We start from the raw sequence: 17,928 nt of genomic DNA, 5'->3' as shown, positions 1-17,928 counted from the left end.
TCTGGGTTTTGACACGGGTTTTAATCTTTTTCTCAACCTGTAAGACGGACATTTCGCCTTGCATCAGGCCAAAGACCTTTTCCAAGCGTTCGGTCACAACCAGTGTTTCCAAAAGCTCCTGCTTTTGGTTCACCTCGATCCCAAGATGGCCCGCTACGAGATCGGCCAGCTTGTCAGCCTCTGTTGTCTCACCGACAGCGGCCATCGCTTCTTCGGGGATGTTCTTTTTAACTTTGGCGTAGCGCTCAAACTCATTGGCCACAGACCGCACAAGCGCGTCGATTTCGTCCAAATTGCCGGGCTCTTCGGTCAGATACTCGGCAGAGGCTTCAAAGAAGTTCGGATTGTCGTAAAATTCTGTGATCTGCACACGACTGCGCCCTTCGACCAGCACTTTTACTGTGCCATCGGGCAGCTTCAATAGCTGCAACACGTTGGCCAGCACGCCGGTCCGGTAGATGCCGTCAACCTGCGGATCATCCTCCCCTGCATCTATTTGACTGGACAAGAGGATTTGTTTGTCGTCCTGCATCACCTCTTCCAGCGCGCGCACGGATTTGTCGCGGCCCACGAAAAGCGGAACGATCATATGTGGGAAAACCACAATGTCGCGTAAAGGCAGGACTGGGTAAGACGAACTCAACGGTTCTTGCATGCTCAATTTCCTTTTTTCGCAAGACATCCCGTCCCGCCTGGCGGCAACATCGATATCTCTGTTCCGGAGTTATTATCTGGGGGTCGAAATAGCAGTTTCAACCATCAACGCGACCGCACTATGTAGTTGTGCCAGCGTGGGCAGAGCAGGGCAAGGGCCTGCAACGATTTTCCTGTGAATCAAATAGGAAATTCACCCATCAGGCGATCAATCCCCTGTGAGACCCTGAATTGTTCTGATTTGAAGCTGGGTTAACCCAGCATCGCAACGGCGACGCCGGTGGCTGCGGCCCAAGACAAAGACACAAACAAAAATGGCATGACGTAAAACCTGACAAACACTCACTAACGAAAGGTTAACGCTGCAGGCGCGCACCTGAAATGGAGCGATTCCTTACCATTCGTGCAGACGGGACGGTGGGCGGGGCGCGTTTGGCGCTGCCAAATAGCGGCGCCCGTCCCATCGCTTAAAGCAGCTCGATATCGCCGTTAGCGCGACCCGCGTGGAAATCGGCCTCCCATGCGGCGAAAGTCCCCGCCGCAATTGCGTCCCGCATATCCTGCATAATATCTTGAAAATATTGTAAATTATGCCATGTCATCAGCATACCAGAAATCATCTCTTGCGAGCGGAAGACGTGATGCAGATAGGCCCGTGAATAATTAGAGCAGGCCGGACAACTGCAATTCTCATCCAATGGGCGCGGATCATCGGCGTGGCGAGCGTTTTTTATGTTCACAACGCCGTGCCGTGTGAAGCACTGTCCTGTGCGGCCTGATCTCGACGGCAGCACGCAGTCCATCATATCCACGCCGCGCTTCACAGCGCCCACGATGTCATCCGGCTTGCCCACGCCCATCAGATATCGCGGCTTGTCTTCCGGCAGCTGATCCGGCGCAAAGTCGAGGCAACGAAACATCGCCTCCTGCCCCTCGCCCACAGCCAATCCACCGATGGCATAGCCTTCAAATCCAATCTCGCGCAGTGCTTCGGCGCTTTCGGCGCGGAAATCTTCTTCTAGACCGCCTTGCTGAATACCAAAAAGCGCATAGCCCGGACGGTCGCCAAATGCCTCCCGCGACCGCTCCGCCCACCGCATCGATAGGCGCATGCTTTCGGCAATTCGGTCACGTTCCGCTGGCAGCGCGGGGCATTCATCAAAACACATCACGATGTTGGAACCCAACAGCCGCTGAATTTCCATCGATCGCTCTGGCGTCAACTCATGCTTTGACCCGTCGATGTGGGATTGGAAGGTGACGCCCTTCTCAGTCAGCTTTCTAAGCCCCGCAAGGCTCATCACCTGAAAGCCACCGCTGTCGGTGAGGATGGGCTTGTCCCAATTCATAAACTTATGCAGGCCACCCAGTGCGTGAATCCGCTCCGCCGTCGGGCGCAGCATCAGGTGATAGGTGTTTCCCAAAAGGATATCTGCGCCAGTCGCCGCCACGCTTTCAGGCATCATCGCCTTCACCGTCGCTGCCGTTCCCACAGGCATAAAGGCAGGTGTGCAAATGTCGCCGCGCGGCGTCGAAATCATGCCTGTCCGCGCCTTGCCGTCTTGGCGGGTTTTCTGGAACTGAAACTGCGTCATATCCTGTCCGTTCTCTGCCACGCCCCTATGCACAAAGTTCCAAAGCGACGCAATCTTTGTCCAATTGCGCTTTACCGTGGCGGTGTCCCTTCCTATATCGGTGGTCGAGACATGCGTTTGGAACCACTCAATGACCGACGACACACCCATGATGGAAGGGACACCCCTGATCAAACCGTCAACAACGGAACACCCGTTATTCGATACGATCGTTGAGGCGTGCAAGACGGTCTACGACCCAGAAATTCCAGTGAATATTTACGATCTGGGCCTGATCTATACGATCACGATTGATGACGAGTCCGCTGTAAACGTCATCATGACCCTAACAGCACCTGGGTGCCCCGTCGCTGGCGAGATGCCTGGATGGGTCGCCGATGCGATTGAGCCGATCCCTGGTGTGAAACAGGTCGATGTGAAAATGACGTTTGAGCCGCAATGGGGCATGGAAAACATGTCGGATGAGGCGCGGCTTGAATTGGGCTTTATGTAAGCCAATCCCTCGAAAGGCTTGAGCCAAAGCCGCCTACCCCCTATCTCTTATCTGTAAGGAGATACGATCATGTTCTGTATTCCCGGCAAACAAGCCGTCACCCTGACAGACAAAGCCGCTGCGCAGATTGCCAAACTGATGGCGAAAGACGCGCATGAAGGCTTGCGCATTGGCGTCAAGAAAGGCGGTTGCGCGGGTATGGAATACACGTTGGAATACGTGACGGAGGTTGATCCGCTCGACGAGGTTGTCGAGCAGGATGGCGCCCGCGTGATGATTGCACCGATGGCGCAGATGTTCCTTTTTGGAACAGAGATTGATTATGAAGTCAGCCTCCTCGAAAGCGGCTTCAAATTCCACAACCCGAACGTCGTGGATGCTTGCGGGTGTGGGGAGTCCATTAAATTTAATGAGACGATCACCGCCAAATGATCATGTCAGAGGCGGATATCGCCTTTGCGCTTGAACTCTTTGATCCTTTGGGGGGGGCTGACCGTCCGCAAGATGTTTGGCGGGATGTGCCTTTATCACGACGGAACGGTCTTTGCGTTGATGAGCGCGGATAGGCGCCTCTACCTCAAAGCCAAAGACGACGTCGCAGCCGATTTGATTGCTGAAGGCGGTGAGCAGTTTCACAAGATGCCTTACTGGTCCTTGCCAGAAGATGCGCTTGAAGATCTAGGATCCGCACTCGTTTGGGCCAAACGAACGCTTGCGACGCTTTAGCTCGCCTTTTGTAGGTGAACGTAGGTTTCTTTGTAGCGTTGCTCCAAATGATCCCCGGCTGAGATCGGCTCCTTCCCCTCAGGCGCGACATTGGCGTCGTAATTCGGATTAAAGAACAGTGGGATAGAAATGCGTTCCGCATTCGTGCCGACAACACGGTGCGGTGTCGCCTTAACCTTGCCACCAGTCCAGAACTCCAACATTTCACCAAAGTTGATGACAAACTCACCGGGCGAGGCTGAGACAGGGATCCAGCCCCCACCACGTTTGCGCACCTCAAGTCCTGGCGAGCCATCCGTCGCCAGCAGAATCAGACAGCCATAGTCCGTATGGGTCGCAATTCCAAAATCCTTCTCCCCCGCCCAAGCAGGGCGTTCGGGATAGAAATTCCCGCGCAGAAGGGACATAGGATAGCTGAACTGTGTGCGGAAATAGTCAGCATCGGACCCAATCGCATCGGCAATGCCACACAGCAAACCGAGCGCAAAACCAGTGCTGGCATAATAATAGTTCCGCAGCGCATCCGCGAAGCCTTCCGGCGCATCCGGCCAGATGTTTGGCGCATAGCACAACAGGCCCTTCGTCCCCTCAGGTGTTGCATCCGGCAGGATCGAACCGATGTCGAAGACCTGTTTGTAGTCAGGATTGGCATTCGGGTCGACTTGTTCAGACCCCGGCGCGCCCCAACCCCGGTTGGAGCCGGTCTTGGCCATATCGTACTGCGCCTTTTCCGCAGCGGGCAGATGAAAGAACGCGCGGTAGCGCTCAATCAAATCGCGGACCCACTCTTCTGAAATGGGCGTGTTGTGGACGGTCATAAACCCAATACTGGTCGCGGCGTCGGCCACTCGCGCGCGCATTTCCTCGTGACGCTCATGCGTTGGATCAAGCAAGGCTGCTGCATCAATGCGCGGGATCATATTGGTCCGCCTCCGTCGTTTTGGTCGGGCTTCACATGCGAGACAATGTCCAAAAATGCAAGCGGTTACGCTCCGCCACAAAGGTTGGTAAAGAGGGCGAAACAGTTTTGAAGGGGCCCGTCATGCCAAGAAAGATCGCCGCAGGAAATTGGAAAATGAATGGGACTGCGGAGGATTTGTTGCAACTGACTGCCCTGAGTTCTGCGCACCCAGACCCCACTGTTGATGTCATCATTTGCCCACCTGCCACGCTGATTTCTCAGGCCCGTACCAACGCTGGCAAAATTGGCATCGGTGGTCAGGATTGTAACACGGCGGTAAGTGGCGCGCATACCGGCGAAATCTCTGCCTCCATGATGAAAGCGGCAGGTGCCACAAGCATCATCGTCGGACATTCGGAGCGACGCACGGATCACGGCGAATCCGACGCGCTGATCGCGAAGAAGGCGCAAGCCGCCTACGCCGCCGGATTGGTTGCGATTATTTGTATCGGTGAGACGCTGGCAGAGCGTGAGGCTGGCACAACATTGGACGTGATGGATGTGCAATTAGCGGGGTCCGTGCCAGATGATGCCACCGCTGCTAACACAGTGATTGCCTACGAACCTGTTTGGGCCATCGGAACGGGAAAAGTCCCTTCGACCGAACAGATCGCAGAGGTACATGCGCATATTCGCAGAGTGCTGAAAGTGCGCTTCGCTGACGCGAACGAAATACCCTTGCTGTATGGCGGGTCCGTCAAAGACAGCAATGCGGCGGAGATTTTTGCCGTCGATAACGTCGACGGTGCTCTGGTCGGTGGGGCGAGCCTGAAAGCCGTGGACTTCTCACCAATCATCAGCGCGCTGGAAAAAGCCTAGCCCATATCGACGATAGCCCCCAGTCGGGCCACCGCGCTTTCCATGTCAGGAATAACGTCATCGGCCCCCACAAGGGTCGTGACGTCTTTGACTACATCGACAATTTTACCCGCGACAACGACATAGGCTAAAGGCTGCGTGATCCGGACAGCCAACACGAGGCTGATGAGGTTGGCCAACATATGTTCGGAATGGGCGACCAGCACGATTGAGCGGAACCGCCGCTGTTGAGTGACTGCAACAATCGCGTCATGGGTCTCGCCAACCAGCATTTCAGCTTCCCAGCCTTCGCGTCGGAACACTTCAGTAGCGATTTCGATCCCGAGCGTATGAGACTCGTCGGGGACGAGTGCGAACAGCACATTGCGGTCGGGTCCGGGCAAGCTAACAGTTTCATCGACCACGTGGCGCAGGCCACGGATGATGCGGTAGAGACGTCCAGACGCAATTGTGACTTCGACAAAGGACACGCGGTCGTCGTCCCACATTTCCCCCAGCATCCGCGCCGCGCCCGCAACGTAGCCAAGGTTCAGCATTTCAGGGCTGACGCCATCGCGCCGCGCGGCAAGAATGATGCGGTCAGCTGCGATCTCATCTTTGGACAACAGGGCTTCACACAGCGCCATAATTTCGGCTTCTGTCGGTGCGTGGTCTGGGGGGAGGTTCCGCGGAAGTCGGAAAGCGATGCGCACCACCACTTCTTTGGCGAGCGCTTCAACGGCATCTTTCGACAAGCGGTTTCGGACAAGCCGGAAGTGTTCCTCCGCTTGTTCATAAGCTAGACGGTCAATCTGTTCGTCGTCCAATGGCGTCTGTGCCACTTTACGACCTCCCTGGTTTTGTCGGACCCTTCTAGTTGGCCAAACCGTGCGTCCCTAACGTCGGTGTACCATAGAATGCAAAATCACAGAAGCGTCAGAAGGTCGCGATTCCAGAAAATTTGGCGGGAGGACGCGATTCCAGAAAATTTGGCGGGAGGACGCAACGTCGAACGACCCTTGCCAACGCGCGGCCGAACGCCCATCAGAGTTTTATGAAACACGCGGCGCAATCCCCGACCGATCCGACGTTCGTCCAAAACCCTTACCCCTTCTATGACCGGATGCGGGCCGCAGGTGACGTGTTCTGGTGGGATGACTACGATATGCCCTGCGCGGTCAGCCATGCCGCTGTGATGGCCGCGCTGAAAGACCGTCGGATGGGGCGGGAGGCACCGACCGAGATGGCACCCAACCATGCAGAACACCTCAAGCCCTTTTATGATATCGAGGCACACTCGATGCTAGAGCTTGAGCCACCCCGCCACACACGCCTGCGCGGCTTGGTTCTGCGGTCCTTCACCAGCCGCCGGATTGCGGCTTTGGAGCCTGAGATTGATGCTCTCGCCCGCGACCTTCTTGGCAATGTGCCAGATAGACCCTTCGATCTGCTCAAGCAGTTCGCGCAACCCCTTCCCGCAATCGTTATTGCGCGGCTGATCGGTGTCCCCGACAGCGCCGCGCCCGATTTGCTGCGCTGGTCCAACGCAATGGTCGCAATGTACCAAGCGTGCCGCACCCGCGCCGTTGAAGACGCCGCCGTTGCAGCGACGCAGGAGTTCAAAGCCTTTCTCGAAGATGTGCTAACGGAGAAACGACAGAAACCCGCAGACGATCTTATCTCGGCCCTGCTTGCGGCGGAGGAGGATGGCGACCGCTTGAGCAAAGATGAGTTAACGACAACCGTTATCCTTTTGCTCAATGCTGGGCATGAGGCGACGGTCCACACGATGGGCAATGGGGTGAAAGCCCTTTTGGAGCGTGACATTCGCAGCATCACTCCTAGCGTCGTGGAAGAGGTGATGCGATTCGATCCGCCCCTGCACATGTTCACGCGCTGGGTCTATGAGGACATCGATTTTTTCGGGCACTCGCTCAACCGCGGCCAACAAATCGCCTGCCTCTTGGGTGCCGCCAATCGGGATCCCGCAGCCTTTGATGACCCAAACGTGTTTCGACCGGAACGCAACAAGCCCGCACATGCGGCCTTTGGCGGCGGCATTCACTTCTGCGTCGGCGCGCCGCTCGCCCGTTTGGAATTGCTCGTCGGTCTCAGGGTTTTGTCTGAGACCTTTCCAAACCTCACCTTGGCGGAGCCGCCGCAATACGCCGACGTCTTCCACTTTCACGGGCTGAAGTCGTTGAGGGTGACCTCCTAAAGCGGCAGCGCCACGGTCAACTTCAATTCTTCCATTGACAGCAGTGCAGTTACGTTGTGCACGCGCACCTCTGATATCAAAGCTTGATAAAACTTGTCATAGGCCCTCGCATTGGCGACGCGCACTTTAAGGATGTAGTCAATGTCGCCCGCCAGACGGTGCGCCTCTTGCACTTCCGGCCTGTCTCTCAGCGCCTTGAGAAACTTCGCTTGCCAGCTCGCCTCATGCTCTGACGTGCGGATCAGCACAAAAAAACATGCCTCAAACCCCAAAGCCTCCGCATCCAGCAAAACGGTCTGCTGGCCGATGATTTTCGCTTCCCGCATCTTCTTGATGCGGTTCCAGACAGGCGTCTTGGAACTACTCACATTCTTGGCGATTTCATCCAAAGACTGCGCCGCGTCGCGCTGAAGCTCTGCGAGTATTTTCCGATCTGTGTCGTCAATCCGGACCGCCATTCCGAAATTCCCCAATTCTAAGGCCAAAAGGCCTGATTCGCCGCATATATGGAATAATAATTCTTAATTATCCGGATATATGGGCAATTAATAGAACAATATTCTATAGTGAGCACAAGAAACTATGAAAGCCCTTCCCATGGACCACTTTCCTATCTTCATGGCAGTTGCTGGTCGTCGCATTGTTTTGGCGGGTGGCGGTGATGCTGCTTTGGCGAAACTGCGGTTGATCTTAAAGACTACCGCGAAAGTAACTGTTTTCGCAGAAAAGGCCGCAGCTGAAATCCATGCTTGGGCGGCGGAGGGCAAACTCACGTTTATTCCGCGTGCTTTGGAAGCAGGCGACGCGATGTGTGCGGTCTTGTTCTACGCCGCGAATGAGGATGACGCAGAAGATGCGCGCGTTGCGGACTTGGCCCACGCGGATGGGGCTAAGGTGAACATAGTCGATAATCTCGCAGACAGCCAATTCATCACGCCCGCCATCGTCGATCGTGATCCCGTCACCATCGCCATTGGTACCGAAGGCGCGGCGCCAGTTCTGGCCCGCGCGATCAAGGCTGATCTGGAGGAGCGTCTTCCCTCCTCTCTCGGTCTGCTGGCTCGAATTGGTAAGACCTTCCGTCACGCAGTTGACGTCCTGCCAATGGGTCTCAAGCGCCGGGCGTTCTGGTCAGAGTTCTATTTCAAAGACGGGCCCGAAACCGTTGAGACAGAGGGGGCTGAGGGCATTCTTCCGGCCCTTGGCACCCTTCTGGACAAACATGTGATGGCAGAGACCAATTCAGGTCACGTCGATCTTGTTGGCGCTGGCCCCGGTGATCCCGAGCTTTTAACGCTGAAAGCGCGTAAGGCTTTGGACAAGGCAGATGTGGTGATCCACGACCGGTTGGTCACGCCTGAAATCCTTGAACTGGCACGCCGCGAGGCGACGATCATTGACGCGGGCAAAGAAGGCTTTGGCAAAGCGGTGAAGCAGTCCGACATTGACGCGTTGATCGTAGGCTACGCCGCAGCAGGCGCACATGTCGTGCGCTTGAAAGCGGGTGATCCGACAGTGTTCGGACGACTGGATGAAGAGATTGAGGCCTGCGATGCCGCGGGTGTTAGCTGGCGCGTTGTACCAGGGATCACGGCGGCCTCCGCTGCGGTCGCCTCCATCGGGCAGTCGCTGACCAAACGGAACCGCAATTCCGCCGTCCGTCTGATCACAGGCCATGACACGAAGGGGTATGCCGATCAGGATTGGCGCGTACTGGCAGAGCCGGGACAAGTGGCGGCGATCTACATGGGCAAGAAAGCCGCGCGGTTCATTCAAGGACGCCTACTGATGCAAGGGGCCGATCCCGCGACGCCTGTCACGATCATCGAAAACGTCAGCCGCACCGATCAGCGCGTGATCGCCACAACACTGGCGGAGATGGAGCCGACGATGTCCAAAGCGGGTCTCACCGGCCCAGCCCTCACATTCTACGGTCTTGCCCCACGTGACGCGGTTGCGGCCAGCTATGACATTCAAGAACAGGAGTTTGCATAATGCCGCGTGCCTTCACCCCAAAAGTCATCACCGCCAACGCCTTGTTGGAAGGCGATGCGATCTGGCTCACCGAGACCAATGACTGGTCCCGCGACATCGCGGATGCCGAGCTTCTGACGGATGAGGCCCACGCGGAATTGCGTTTGATCGAGGCCCAAGCCTTCACCGATCAAATCGCTGGTGCCTATTTGGCCGACGCCAAACAGACCGCCGATGGCCCCGCACCCACGCATTTCCGCGAGTCGTTCCGTACACGCGGACCATCCAACTACCCCCACGGCAAACAGGCAGAGGTCTAAGCCATGTATCTATACAATGATTTTGACGAAGCCTTTGTGCGCGAACGTGTGGCGCAATTCCGCGATCAGGTGGAGCGCCGCGTTGATGGCTCTTTGACCGAGGATGAGTTCAAGCCGTTCCGTTTGATGAACGGCCTTTATTTGCAACTGCACGCCTACATGCTCCGCGTAGCCATCCCATATGGCACGTTGAACAGCCGCCAAATGACCCAGTTGGCCTACATCTCTGAGACGTGGGACAAGGGTTACGGCCACTTCACCACCCGCCAGAATATCCAGTACAACTGGCCGAAGCTGCCCGATGTGCCGGATATGTTGGAGGCACTGGCGGATGTGGAGATGCACGCCATCCAAACCTCCGGCAACACGATCCGAAACGTGACAGCCGACCATTTCGCAGGGGCCGCGGGCGATGAAATCTTGGATCCCCGTCCGGTGGCGGAGCTTTTGCGCCAATGGTCGACCGACCATCCAGAGTTTCAAGCCCTGCCCCGCAAATTCAAAATCGCCGTCTCTGGGGCAGAGAATGACCGCGCCGTGATGCGCGCCCATGACGTCGCTGTTCAGATCGTCGAAAAAAACGATGCGCGCGGCTACCGGATCTTTGTTGGCGGCGGGCTTGGCAGGACACCGATGATTGGCAAAGTGCTGCGCGATTTCCTCCCCGAAGCGGACCTGCTGCCATACGTCGAAGCTGTCGTCAGCGTTTGGAACCTGCTTGGCCGGCGCGACAACAAATACAAAGCGCGGATCAAAATCACCGTGCATGAGAATGGCATCGATAGGATTTCTGAACTCGTGGAAGCGCGGTTTGACGAGATCCGCAAAGGCTTCACAGGTGTGGATCAGGAGCTTTACTCTCAGATCCAAGACCATTTTGCAGAACCGACCTACAAGTCCGGCAGCGTGGAAGCTTTTGACGCCTACAAAGCCGCCAACCCTGCTTTCCGTTCTTGGGCGGATACCAATTTGGCCGCGCATAAAAACAGCGAATACGCGATCGTCTCCATCTCGCTGAAAGCACATGGCGCAACGCCTGGTGACGCGAGCGCTGACCAGATGCGCTTGATTGCTGACCTTGCTTTGCGTTTGGGCCACGACGAACTGCGCATCAGCCACGAACAGAACGTGATCCTGCCGCATGTCCATAAATCCGACCTGCCAGAGATCTATAACGCCCTGCGCGAGCATGGTTTGGCGACGGCCAACATCGGTCTCATCAGCGACATTATCGCTTGCCCCGGCATGGATTATTGCGCCTTGGCGACCGCGCGCTCCATCCCCATCGCGCAGGAGATTGCGACGCGCTTTGACGAACTAAAACTCGAGCATGAGGTTGGCCCGCTGAAGATCAAAATCTCCGGCTGCATCAACGCTTGTGGCCATCACCATGTTGGGCACATCGGCATCCTTGGCCTCGACCGCGCGGGTATTGAAAACTACCAGATCACGCTCGGCGGTGACGGGACAGAGGACGCAGCTATTGGGGAGCGGGCCGGCCCCGGTTTTTCCGCCGATGAGATTGTGCCCGCCATTGAGCGCCTCGTGCTCGGCTACCTCGATCTCCGCGAAAACGCGGAGGAGACATTCCTCCAAACCTATCGCCGTGTCGGAATGGAGCCGTTCAAGGCTGTGCTTTATCCAGAAAAGGTTGCCGCCAATGCCGCTTAAAGAACTCGCAGAGCGCCGCAACCTGCTGCACCGCAAAAGCGACGCGCAAACCGTTCTGAAGCACGCGCTTGACGACGTGCAAATCGGGCCGGTGGCCTTAGTCAGCTCCTTCGGTGCGGAAAGCGTTGTGTTGTTGCATATGATCGCTCAGATCAATCAAGCGACACCTGTGATCTTTTTCGACACCGAGATGTTGTTTGAAGAAACGCTACAGTATCAAAAGGACGTCAGCGCCAAGCTGGGCCTCACAGATGTACGCATCGTGCGCCCCGCCCGCGCCGCTGTTTTTGAACGTGATGTCGATGGGTTGCTGTATCAGGCGGACATTGATGCTTGCTGCACACTGCGCAAAGTTGAACCGCTCGAGCGTGCGTTGAAAGAGTTCGGCGGTTGGATCAACGGCCGCAAACAATTCCAAAGCGGGCAGCGGACGAAGCTTCCGCTTTTTGAAAAGGACGGCTTTAAAATCAGGATCAACCCGCTGGCTAACTGGACGCGCGACGGCATCGCGGCCTACATGGATCAGTACGACCTGCCGCGCCATCCGCTCGTCGCGCAAGGGTATCCATCGATCGGCTGCATGCCGTGCACAACCCGTGTGGGCGACCATGAAGACCCACGCGCCGTACGTTGGCGGGATAAATCCAAAACCGAGTGCGGCATTCATTTTGACGGCGGCAAAGTCACCCGCACCGAAGAGGTTTCAGCATGATTACGATTGTGACCGATACAGGCTTTGCACCTGATGATTGGACTGGCCATTTTGTGGGTCCGGATGCCTGCGCCGCAAATGACTGCGACTATGCGGTTGATCTGGCGTCCGACACCGCACCCGATGTCTTGGCGGGTCTCGTCAACGCCCCCATGATCCGCATTGATTTTCCAACCTACGCCGACGGACGCGGCTTCACGCTGGCTGCGATATTGCGCCGTGCGGGGTTCAATGGCCGCCTGCGGGCCAAAGGACATCTGCTGGCTGACCAATACGCGATGGCCCGCCGCAGCGGCTTTGACGAAGTTGAAATCGACGCGGCACTGGCCGCGCGTCAACCTGAAGAGCAATGGCTGCGCCGCGCGGATTGGCAAGCGCACGACTATCAGGCTCGCCTGCGCGGATAAGACAAGCTTTATTCCACCCTCCAAACAGACTAATTGTAAGGCGCGGCGCGTTTGCCGCGAAGATGAAACATGACAGAGCAATCACCCGTGGACCAAGTCGCCGCAAAACCAGCGCCAACCTTGCCTGACGCGCAAACCGTTACAGAGGTGAAGCATTATACTCACCGCCTTTTTTCATTCCGCGTGACACGGCCTGCGTCGTTGCGGTTTCGGTCCGGCGAGTTTGTGATGATCGGCTTGATGGGCGATCCACATTTTGAGACCGGCAAGCAAAAGCCTCTTTTGCGGGCCTACTCCATCGCTTCACCTTCTTGGGATGAAGAGTTGGAGTTTTACTCGATCAAGGTGCCTGATGGCCCGCTGACATCAAAGCTGCAGCACATCCAACCGGGCGACGAGATCATCTTGCGTCCGAAACCCGTGGGCACGTTGGTCCATGATGCCCTCCTCCCCGGCAAACGGCTTTATTTCTTTGCGACCGGCACAGGCTTTGCACCTTTTGCATCGCTCTTGCGGGAGCCCGAAACCTATGAGGACTATGATGAGGTGATCATCACGCACACCTGCCGTGATGTGGATGAGCTGACCTATGGCCGCGACCTGATCGAAGGTTTGAAGACGGATGAATTGCTGAACGAGCTGATCGGCGAAGGGTTCGCCGACAAGATCCGCTACTATCCGACGACGACACGGGAAGAGAGCCCGAAAATGGGCCGGATCACCACATTGATCGAAAATGGTGAGTTGTATTCAGACCTTGGCGTCCCTCCGCTGAACCCAGAAACCGACCGCGCGATGGTTTGCGGGTCACTAGCCTTCAACCTCGACATCAAAGCGTTGCTTGAGAAAGCGGGCTTAGAGGAAGGTGCAAACTCCGACCCGAAGCAATTCGTGATTGAAAAAGCCTTCGTTGGCTAAGTTCACGTTCATCTGAAACGAAAACGGCCGCAGTGGGAAGCTGCCGCCTTTCTTGATTGATCTTTAGGCTTAGTGGCCCAGAGCTTCTTTGACTTGATCAAAAACCTGCTCCCGCAGTTCTGAGTTATCTTTCGCCGCATCCTGCGCCGCACCCAATGTAGATTTCTGGAATTCGCCAAAGTCGGAATTCTGGATCAATTCGCTGACTTTCTCGGCATCGAACCCATCTGCGGACAGAAGTTGCGAGATCAGGTTGTCGGAACCTTCCGCAGCGGCGTCAGCCGCGTCAGCGGCAGTATCGGTAACCGTTTCGGCTGCGTCAGTGGCAGTATCAGCCGCATCGATTACAGTCGCAGTCACCGCGTCCGCGGCGTCACCAGCTACGTCAGTTGCGCTTTCAACAGCATCCGTCACACTTGATGCCGCATCACCAGCACCCTCGACCGCGTCACCGGTCGAAGCGGTTGCCGCATCTCCGGCATCGCTTGCCATTTCACCAGCGGAGTCGGACATATCTCCTGCTGCATCGGTGGTTTCGCTCACCGCCTTGGCCAGCATGTTACCATCTACAAAATATTGATACCCAAAAAATCACAACACAGCTGCGACAGCAATGATCAGTAGTGCTCTCCTTGGGTCTATCCTCTTAATTTAGTTCTCTCGGCCTTACGCAGGCTATTGGCGCGTCTATGTCAGCTAGATGGGGAGAGGTGAATGTCTGTTTAAGGGGAATTCTGCTTGCATAAGCGCTTTTTTGCGGGTTGAAGGCATCAGGCTGCCTCATTAGTTTGAGGCGACGCTATTCATTGCTTGAAGGACGAAAACCATAGCACGCAGACCCCACAACGCGCCTCCACAGCGCGATACCGGCCCACGCATCAACGATCGCATCCAGGCCTCCGAAATCCGCCTTATTGGCGCAGAGGGCGAAAATGTCGGAGTTGTCACTCCAGAACGTGCCCTGATAATGGCCGAAGATGCCGGTTTGGACCTGGTGGAGATTTCACCAAACGCCAACCCACCCGTCTGCAAGATCATGGACTATGGTAAGTTCAAGTACGAGACGCAGAAGAAAGAAGCTGAGGCTCGCAAAAAGCAAAAGACCATCGAAATCAAAGAAGTGAAGTTCCGCCCCAACACGGACAACCACGACTATGATGTGAAGATGCGCAACGTTTTCAAGTTTTTGGAAAACGGCGATAAAGTCAAAGTCACGCTCCGTTTCCGCGGGCGTGAGATGGCACACCAAGAGCTAGGTCGCCAATTGCTAGAGCGCGTGGCCGAAGACACCAAAGAGTCTGGTAAGGTCGAAAACTTCCCGAAGATGGAAGGCCGCCAAATGGTCATGTTGATCGGGCCGCTGCCAAAGTAAGCGGGCCCATAAATCATTCGAAACTCCGTCTTCTGGCGGCGTTTTTATTTGCTTGGAAACGTTTTGGAATGTTGCTCCTCATAACAATCTGGACGTCAGACATGTTTGCTGCCGGAGCGGCTGATACCGCTCTGTGAAATCCGCACAACTGACGAAACACTTGAGCCATGTCATCGGCGAGATCGTGGTAAAGCACGTGACTGATCTCACCCGACCTCAACAAACAGACATTATCGCTGTCCAAATCATGCGCAATATAAAGACTGGGCGCCACACCATGGTCGTCCAGCGCCGCGCGGATCGCACGGTTGCCCCCGCTCATCGAATAGACAGCAATAGGTCTAAGCCCAGCAGTCAATACCTTTCGAACGGCAGAGCTCGCATCAGTATTCAAGCCTCCAAAATCCCGAATGAGATGCAGGTCGAACAAATCCGATAACTCTGCCGAGAACGCGGCCCATCGCGCATCTTCGCCCTCGAATGCCTGATTGCTTATGGTGCCAAGGATCTGACCCTTGAAGACCTCTCGCTTGATTAATCCAGCCGCCGTACGTCCCGCTTGCGCGTTGTCCAATCCTGCGTAGGCGATACGGTCGGTCGCCGGTACATCGGTCACAAAGGTCACGACCGGTATGCCTTTTGCACAAAGCATGGCGATGCCATCGCGTACATCAGGTATATCGCGCGCTTTCAGAATGATTCCGTCGCTACCGCGTTTGGCAATTCTTGCAAGGATTGCCAAAATCTGGGCCCCGGTCAGAACTTCGGCCCCAGCAAATCGAGCCCGTAGGTTGAGCGGGGCGAAGCTTGGCAAGACATGCTCGACTGCATGCCGAACCTCTCGCGCAAACCGCTCCGGAGCCTCTACAACAACGTCAAAGAACATGCGGCGTCCACGGGACGACACTTGCTGTTCTTGTTGTACTAATTCTGCAATAGCGGCATGCACCCGCATTCGCGTCTGAACACTCACATTGGCACGATCATTCAGGACGCGATCAACAGTTGCGGTGCCCAACCCGGCCTGTGCGGCAATAAGTTTGATTGGAAATCGATGTGTCATTGATGGTTTTTTGATGTGTTTTGAACCTGACGAAAAGGTTTTTTTTGCTCAATCTACAATCAAAATGGGGAGTTCGAATGACAGCATATTTTGACAGAACACATTGCGACATCGCCGGTTTCGATAAACATGTCGGGGGCACGACGAAAAAGGTCAACACACCCTTCGCAGCAGACATCGTCAAGAATGTCCCGGTTTATGACATCCCCACTCTCGCCAATGCGATGCGGGGCGCGGACCGCAAAGCTCTGATGGCCGAATGGGCTCGCGTGATGCGTGAGGGCGCGGGTGTGATTGCGTTGCGCAGTGCGTATAAGGACACCTCCGCTATTGATGCCGCGACCATGGTGTATGAAGAGATTATCGCCGAGGAAAAAGAACATGGCGGTGACGGTGCGGATCATTTCGCTGCAGCTGGCAGCAATGACCGCGTTTGGAACTCCCTCCAAAAACTGTGCTTACGCGATCCAGAGCTTTTTGCCCGCTATTTCGGCAATGAAGCGATTCAAACGGCGAGCGAGGCTTGGCTCGGCCCCTTCTACCAGATGACGGCGCAGGTGAACCTCGTACATCCGGGAGGTGCGGCGCAGCACGCGCATCGGGACTACCACCTTGGCTTTCAAACTGAAGAGATTGCCGGTGCCTTCCCAGCGCATGTCCACGACCTATCGCCAGTGTTGACGCTGCAAGGCGGGATCGCGCATTGCGATATGTCGGTGGAGAGCGGGCCGACGAAGCTGTTGCCCTTTTCGCAGTCCTACCGCCCCGGCTACATGGCCTATCGGTTGCCCGAATTCCGCGACTATTTTGAGGAACATCACGTCCAGATCCCGCTGTCGAAAGGCGATGTGATCTTTTTCAATCCCGCCCTTTTCCATGCAGCGGGTGAGAACCGGTCGAAAGATGTACACCGGATGGTAAACCTGTTACAGGTTGGGTCGGCTCTCGGCCGCTCGATTGAAACCGTGGACAGAACGGCCATGTGCAAGGCGCTCTATCCCACAATCCGGAACATAGAGATGTCGGAAGCGGAGAGAGACGCGGCCATCGCGTGCTGTGCGGAAGGCTATTCCTTTCCCACAAACCTCGACAGCGATCCTCCCATTGGCGGGCTGGTACCAAAGATGCAGGCGGACCTGTTTTATGAAGCATTAGCGACAGGCATGTCTCCCGAAGACTTCAACGCGGCTTTGGACACGATGGACGCGCGCCGGCGCGCATAAAAAGGGCGCTCTCGGCGCCCTCTTCCCTCACAACTTGTTGCGGTCTAGCTCACGGCAGCAACCGCACGGCCTGTTATGACGTTGACCAGATGCGCGGGGTTGGCCATTTGCACGCAGGCCACTCTAGATCCACTTATTGTAAGTTTTGACAACCGCTACAAAGAATTCCGCCGCTACGATTTCACAAGCCGCTATGGATTTTCCCCTGCGATGATTGACGCCGCACAACAGGCTTATATCGTTTATGAGCCGACCCAAGTGTTGGATGCTGCACATGCAGCCCTCTTCGCCCACCCAAATGTGTCGTTCTTGCACGCGAAAAGCATGGGCCACGATATTGAGAAAGCCTTCGACGGATTAGACATCCACGACGACATGTTGTTGGCCACGATGGATGGTCGGCTGACAACCCTGTTCTTCGCCCGCCTAATGCGCGTGCGCGAGGACACGTATTTCTACAAACAGCTTCAAGTGCTGAAAAAAGACGGGATCAAACCACAACAAGCGCGGCTGGCACGCGAAGTGGCTGGCAAAACCTAGTCTTTGGGGCGTCCGTCCACCGCCGCTTTCACCATCTCCACGATCCGGGTGCCAAAGTATCCAAGCGACGTGCCGATCACGACACTGAACATACCGCCCGCATCAAGTGCCGCGCAGACAACCGCTGCGATCAAAAGCGCCAGCATGAATGCCAAAAGACGCATTTCGGAGTGTTCAATCTTGATCTGCTGACCGATGGCCTTTGCCAGCGGCTCCGCCAAAGGCTTTTCAAAATAGGGCGTCAAAAACCCTGCGACGAGCGAAATGAGAAGTCCAAACATCC

At 56.0% G+C, this 17,928-nt stretch carries 22 protein-coding genes; 14 read left to right on the top strand and 8 right to left on the bottom strand.

The window, feature by feature from the left end; translation table 11 throughout:
* Both ACTF5F_RS06430 and tgt read right to left on the bottom strand, forming a co-directional pair.
* Positions 1-655, bottom strand: a 655-nt coding sequence (locus ACTF5F_RS06430; protein ID WP_438956049.1) for an LON peptidase substrate-binding domain-containing protein, incomplete at its 3' end; no start/stop codon positions are given.
* Positions 656-1,121: 466 nt separating this feature from the next.
* On the bottom strand, positions 1,122-2,249 hold the full coding sequence (gene tgt, locus ACTF5F_RS06425) for a tRNA guanosine(34) transglycosylase Tgt (RefSeq protein WP_438956048.1): 1,128 nt from the start codon (positions 2,247-2,249) through the stop codon (positions 1,122-1,124).
* A 130-nt stretch (positions 2,250-2,379) separates the two neighbouring features.
* On the opposite strand from tgt, the gene ACTF5F_RS06420 reads away from it, so the two are divergent.
* From ACTF5F_RS06420 to ACTF5F_RS06410, 3 genes are all read left to right on the top strand, one after another.
* Positions 2,380-2,742: an SUF system Fe-S cluster assembly protein gene (locus tag ACTF5F_RS06420; protein ID WP_438956047.1), complete on the top strand. Its 363-nt coding sequence runs from the start codon at positions 2,380-2,382 to the stop codon at positions 2,740-2,742.
* 69 nt (positions 2,743-2,811) lie between these two features.
* Positions 2,812-3,174, top strand: a complete 363-nt coding sequence (locus ACTF5F_RS06415) for a HesB/IscA family protein (protein ID WP_438956046.1) — start codon at positions 2,812-2,814, stop codon at positions 3,172-3,174.
* 24 nt (positions 3,175-3,198) lie between these two features.
* A complete protein-coding gene (locus tag ACTF5F_RS06410; protein WP_438956045.1) occupies positions 3,199-3,468 on the top strand; it encodes a TfoX/Sxy family protein in 270 nt (89 codons plus the stop codon).
* On the opposite strand, the gene ACTF5F_RS06405 is transcribed toward ACTF5F_RS06410, so the two are convergent.
* Positions 3,465-4,388: an isopenicillin N synthase family dioxygenase gene (locus ACTF5F_RS06405; protein WP_438956044.1), complete on the bottom strand. Its 924-nt coding sequence runs from the start codon at positions 4,386-4,388 to the stop codon at positions 3,465-3,467. The genes ACTF5F_RS06410 and ACTF5F_RS06405 overlap by 4 nt on opposite strands.
* Before the next feature lie 122 nt (positions 4,389-4,510).
* On the opposite strand from ACTF5F_RS06405, the gene tpiA reads away from it, so the two are divergent.
* Positions 4,511-5,248, top strand: coding sequence for a triose-phosphate isomerase (tpiA, locus tag ACTF5F_RS06400; protein WP_438956043.1), 738 nt, complete (start codon positions 4,511-4,513; stop codon positions 5,246-5,248).
* Here the strand turns inward: tpiA and ACTF5F_RS06395 are convergent.
* Positions 5,245-6,069: a cobalamin B12-binding domain-containing protein gene (locus ACTF5F_RS06395; RefSeq protein WP_438956042.1), complete on the bottom strand. Its 825-nt coding sequence runs from the start codon at positions 6,067-6,069 to the stop codon at positions 5,245-5,247. The genes tpiA and ACTF5F_RS06395 overlap by 4 nt on opposite strands.
* 212 nt (positions 6,070-6,281) lie before the next feature.
* On the opposite strand from ACTF5F_RS06395, the gene ACTF5F_RS06390 reads away from it, so the two are divergent.
* Entirely contained in the window at positions 6,282-7,445 is a 1,164-nt protein-coding gene (locus ACTF5F_RS06390) for a cytochrome P450 (protein WP_438956041.1), read from the top strand.
* Here the strand turns inward: ACTF5F_RS06390 and ACTF5F_RS06385 are convergent.
* Positions 7,442-7,903: an Lrp/AsnC family transcriptional regulator gene (locus ACTF5F_RS06385; RefSeq protein WP_438956040.1), complete on the bottom strand. Its 462-nt coding sequence runs from the start codon at positions 7,901-7,903 to the stop codon at positions 7,442-7,444. The genes ACTF5F_RS06390 and ACTF5F_RS06385 overlap by 4 nt on opposite strands.
* Before the next feature lie 139 nt (positions 7,904-8,042).
* On the opposite strand from ACTF5F_RS06385, the gene cysG reads away from it, so the two are divergent.
* From cysG to ACTF5F_RS06355, 6 genes are all read left to right on the top strand, one after another.
* A complete protein-coding gene (gene cysG, locus ACTF5F_RS06380) occupies positions 8,043-9,440 on the top strand; it encodes a siroheme synthase CysG (RefSeq protein ID WP_438956039.1) in 1,398 nt (465 codons plus the stop codon).
* A complete protein-coding gene (locus ACTF5F_RS06375) occupies positions 9,440-9,739 on the top strand; it encodes a DUF2849 domain-containing protein (protein WP_438956038.1) in 300 nt (99 codons plus the stop codon). The genes cysG and ACTF5F_RS06375 overlap by 1 nt, the downstream gene beginning before the upstream one ends.
* Positions 9,740-9,742: 3 nt before the next feature.
* The gene (locus ACTF5F_RS06370; protein WP_438956037.1) at positions 9,743-11,410 is read left to right on the top strand and encodes a nitrite/sulfite reductase; all 1,668 of its coding nucleotides are present in this window, start codon (positions 9,743-9,745) and stop codon (positions 11,408-11,410) included.
* Positions 11,400-12,122 (top strand): phosphoadenylyl-sulfate reductase, encoded by a 723-nt coding sequence (locus ACTF5F_RS06365; protein WP_438956036.1) that lies wholly within the window; start codon positions 11,400-11,402, stop codon positions 12,120-12,122. Before ACTF5F_RS06370 ends, ACTF5F_RS06365 begins: the two co-directional genes overlap by 11 nt.
* Positions 12,119-12,529, top strand: coding sequence for a DUF934 domain-containing protein (locus tag ACTF5F_RS06360; RefSeq protein WP_438956035.1), 411 nt, complete (start codon positions 12,119-12,121; stop codon positions 12,527-12,529). Before ACTF5F_RS06365 ends, ACTF5F_RS06360 begins: the two co-directional genes overlap by 4 nt.
* Positions 12,530-12,598: 69 nt before the next feature.
* Positions 12,599-13,447 (top strand): ferredoxin--NADP reductase, encoded by an 849-nt coding sequence (locus tag ACTF5F_RS06355; RefSeq protein WP_438956034.1) that lies wholly within the window; start codon positions 12,599-12,601, stop codon positions 13,445-13,447.
* Between the two features lie 69 nt (positions 13,448-13,516).
* Here the strand turns inward: ACTF5F_RS06355 and ACTF5F_RS06350 are convergent, their stop codons facing one another.
* Positions 13,517-14,005 (bottom strand): hypothetical protein, encoded by a 489-nt coding sequence (locus ACTF5F_RS06350; protein WP_438956033.1) that lies wholly within the window; start codon positions 14,003-14,005, stop codon positions 13,517-13,519.
* A 268-nt stretch (positions 14,006-14,273) separates the two neighbouring features.
* Here ACTF5F_RS06350 and infC point away from each other — a divergent pair, with 268 nt between their 5' ends.
* Entirely contained in the window at positions 14,274-14,819 is a 546-nt protein-coding gene (gene infC, locus ACTF5F_RS06345; RefSeq protein WP_438956093.1) for a translation initiation factor IF-3, read from the top strand.
* 13 nt (positions 14,820-14,832) lie between these two features.
* Here the strand turns inward: infC and ACTF5F_RS06340 are convergent, their stop codons facing one another.
* Positions 14,833-15,882 carry a LacI family DNA-binding transcriptional regulator gene (locus ACTF5F_RS06340; protein ID WP_438956032.1) on the bottom strand — a complete coding sequence of 350 codons (1,050 nt, stop codon included), beginning with the start codon at positions 15,880-15,882 and terminating at the stop codon, positions 14,833-14,835.
* 77 nt (positions 15,883-15,959) lie between these two features.
* Here ACTF5F_RS06340 and ACTF5F_RS06335 point away from each other — a divergent pair, with 77 nt between their 5' ends.
* Both ACTF5F_RS06335 and ACTF5F_RS06330 read left to right on the top strand, forming a co-directional pair.
* Complete coding sequence (locus ACTF5F_RS06335; RefSeq protein ID WP_438956031.1) at positions 15,960-17,105, top strand: phytanoyl-CoA dioxygenase family protein; 1,146 nt, start codon at positions 15,960-15,962, stop codon at positions 17,103-17,105.
* Positions 17,106-17,180: 75 nt separating this feature from the next.
* A complete protein-coding gene (locus tag ACTF5F_RS06330; protein WP_438956030.1) occupies positions 17,181-17,645 on the top strand; it encodes a hypothetical protein in 465 nt (154 codons plus the stop codon).
* On the opposite strand, the gene ACTF5F_RS06325 is transcribed toward ACTF5F_RS06330, so the two are convergent.
* On the bottom strand, positions 17,642-17,926 hold the full coding sequence (locus ACTF5F_RS06325) for a hypothetical protein (protein ID WP_438956029.1): 285 nt from the start codon (positions 17,924-17,926) through the stop codon (positions 17,642-17,644). The genes ACTF5F_RS06330 and ACTF5F_RS06325 overlap by 4 nt on opposite strands.
* Positions 17,927-17,928: the final 2 nt, after the last annotated feature.

Origin of the sequence: Cognatiyoonia sp., from assembly GCF_965661665.1 — a bacterium.
Taxonomy (GTDB): domain Bacteria; phylum Pseudomonadota; class Alphaproteobacteria; order Rhodobacterales; family Rhodobacteraceae; genus Cognatiyoonia.
This window is presented reverse-complemented; position numbering and strand designations above follow the sequence as displayed.

Coding starts and splice junctions, on each gene's coding strand:
- tgt (WP_438956048.1), bottom strand. CDS start 2,249: ATGACGCAGTTTCAGTTCCAGAAAACCCGCCAAGACGGCAAGGCGCGG.
- ACTF5F_RS06420 (WP_438956047.1), top strand. CDS start 2,380: ATGACCGACGACACACCCATGATGGAAGGGACACCCCTGATCAAACCG.
- ACTF5F_RS06415 (WP_438956046.1), top strand. CDS start 2,812: ATGTTCTGTATTCCCGGCAAACAAGCCGTCACCCTGACAGACAAAGCC.
- ACTF5F_RS06405 (WP_438956044.1), bottom strand. CDS start 4,388: ATGATCCCGCGCATTGATGCAGCAGCCTTGCTTGATCCAACGCATGAG.
- tpiA (WP_438956043.1), top strand. CDS start 4,511: ATGCCAAGAAAGATCGCCGCAGGAAATTGGAAAATGAATGGGACTGCG.
- ACTF5F_RS06390 (WP_438956041.1), top strand. CDS start 6,282: ATGAAACACGCGGCGCAATCCCCGACCGATCCGACGTTCGTCCAAAAC.
- ACTF5F_RS06385 (WP_438956040.1), bottom strand. CDS start 7,903: ATGGCGGTCCGGATTGACGACACAGATCGGAAAATACTCGCAGAGCTT.
- cysG (WP_438956039.1), top strand. CDS start 8,043: ATGGACCACTTTCCTATCTTCATGGCAGTTGCTGGTCGTCGCATTGTT.
- ACTF5F_RS06375 (WP_438956038.1), top strand. CDS start 9,440: ATGCCGCGTGCCTTCACCCCAAAAGTCATCACCGCCAACGCCTTGTTG.
- ACTF5F_RS06370 (WP_438956037.1), top strand. CDS start 9,743: ATGTATCTATACAATGATTTTGACGAAGCCTTTGTGCGCGAACGTGTG.
- ACTF5F_RS06365 (WP_438956036.1), top strand. CDS start 11,400: ATGCCGCTTAAAGAACTCGCAGAGCGCCGCAACCTGCTGCACCGCAAA.
- ACTF5F_RS06360 (WP_438956035.1), top strand. CDS start 12,119: ATGATTACGATTGTGACCGATACAGGCTTTGCACCTGATGATTGGACT.
- ACTF5F_RS06355 (WP_438956034.1), top strand. CDS start 12,599: ATGACAGAGCAATCACCCGTGGACCAAGTCGCCGCAAAACCAGCGCCA.
- ACTF5F_RS06350 (WP_438956033.1), bottom strand. CDS start 14,005: ATGCTGGCCAAGGCGGTGAGCGAAACCACCGATGCAGCAGGAGATATG.
- ACTF5F_RS06340 (WP_438956032.1), bottom strand. CDS start 15,882: ATGACACATCGATTTCCAATCAAACTTATTGCCGCACAGGCCGGGTTG.
- ACTF5F_RS06335 (WP_438956031.1), top strand. CDS start 15,960: ATGACAGCATATTTTGACAGAACACATTGCGACATCGCCGGTTTCGAT.
- ACTF5F_RS06330 (WP_438956030.1), top strand. CDS start 17,181: ATGACGTTGACCAGATGCGCGGGGTTGGCCATTTGCACGCAGGCCACT.
- ACTF5F_RS06325 (WP_438956029.1), bottom strand. CDS start 17,926: ATGTTTGGACTTCTCATTTCGCTCGTCGCAGGGTTTTTGACGCCCTAT.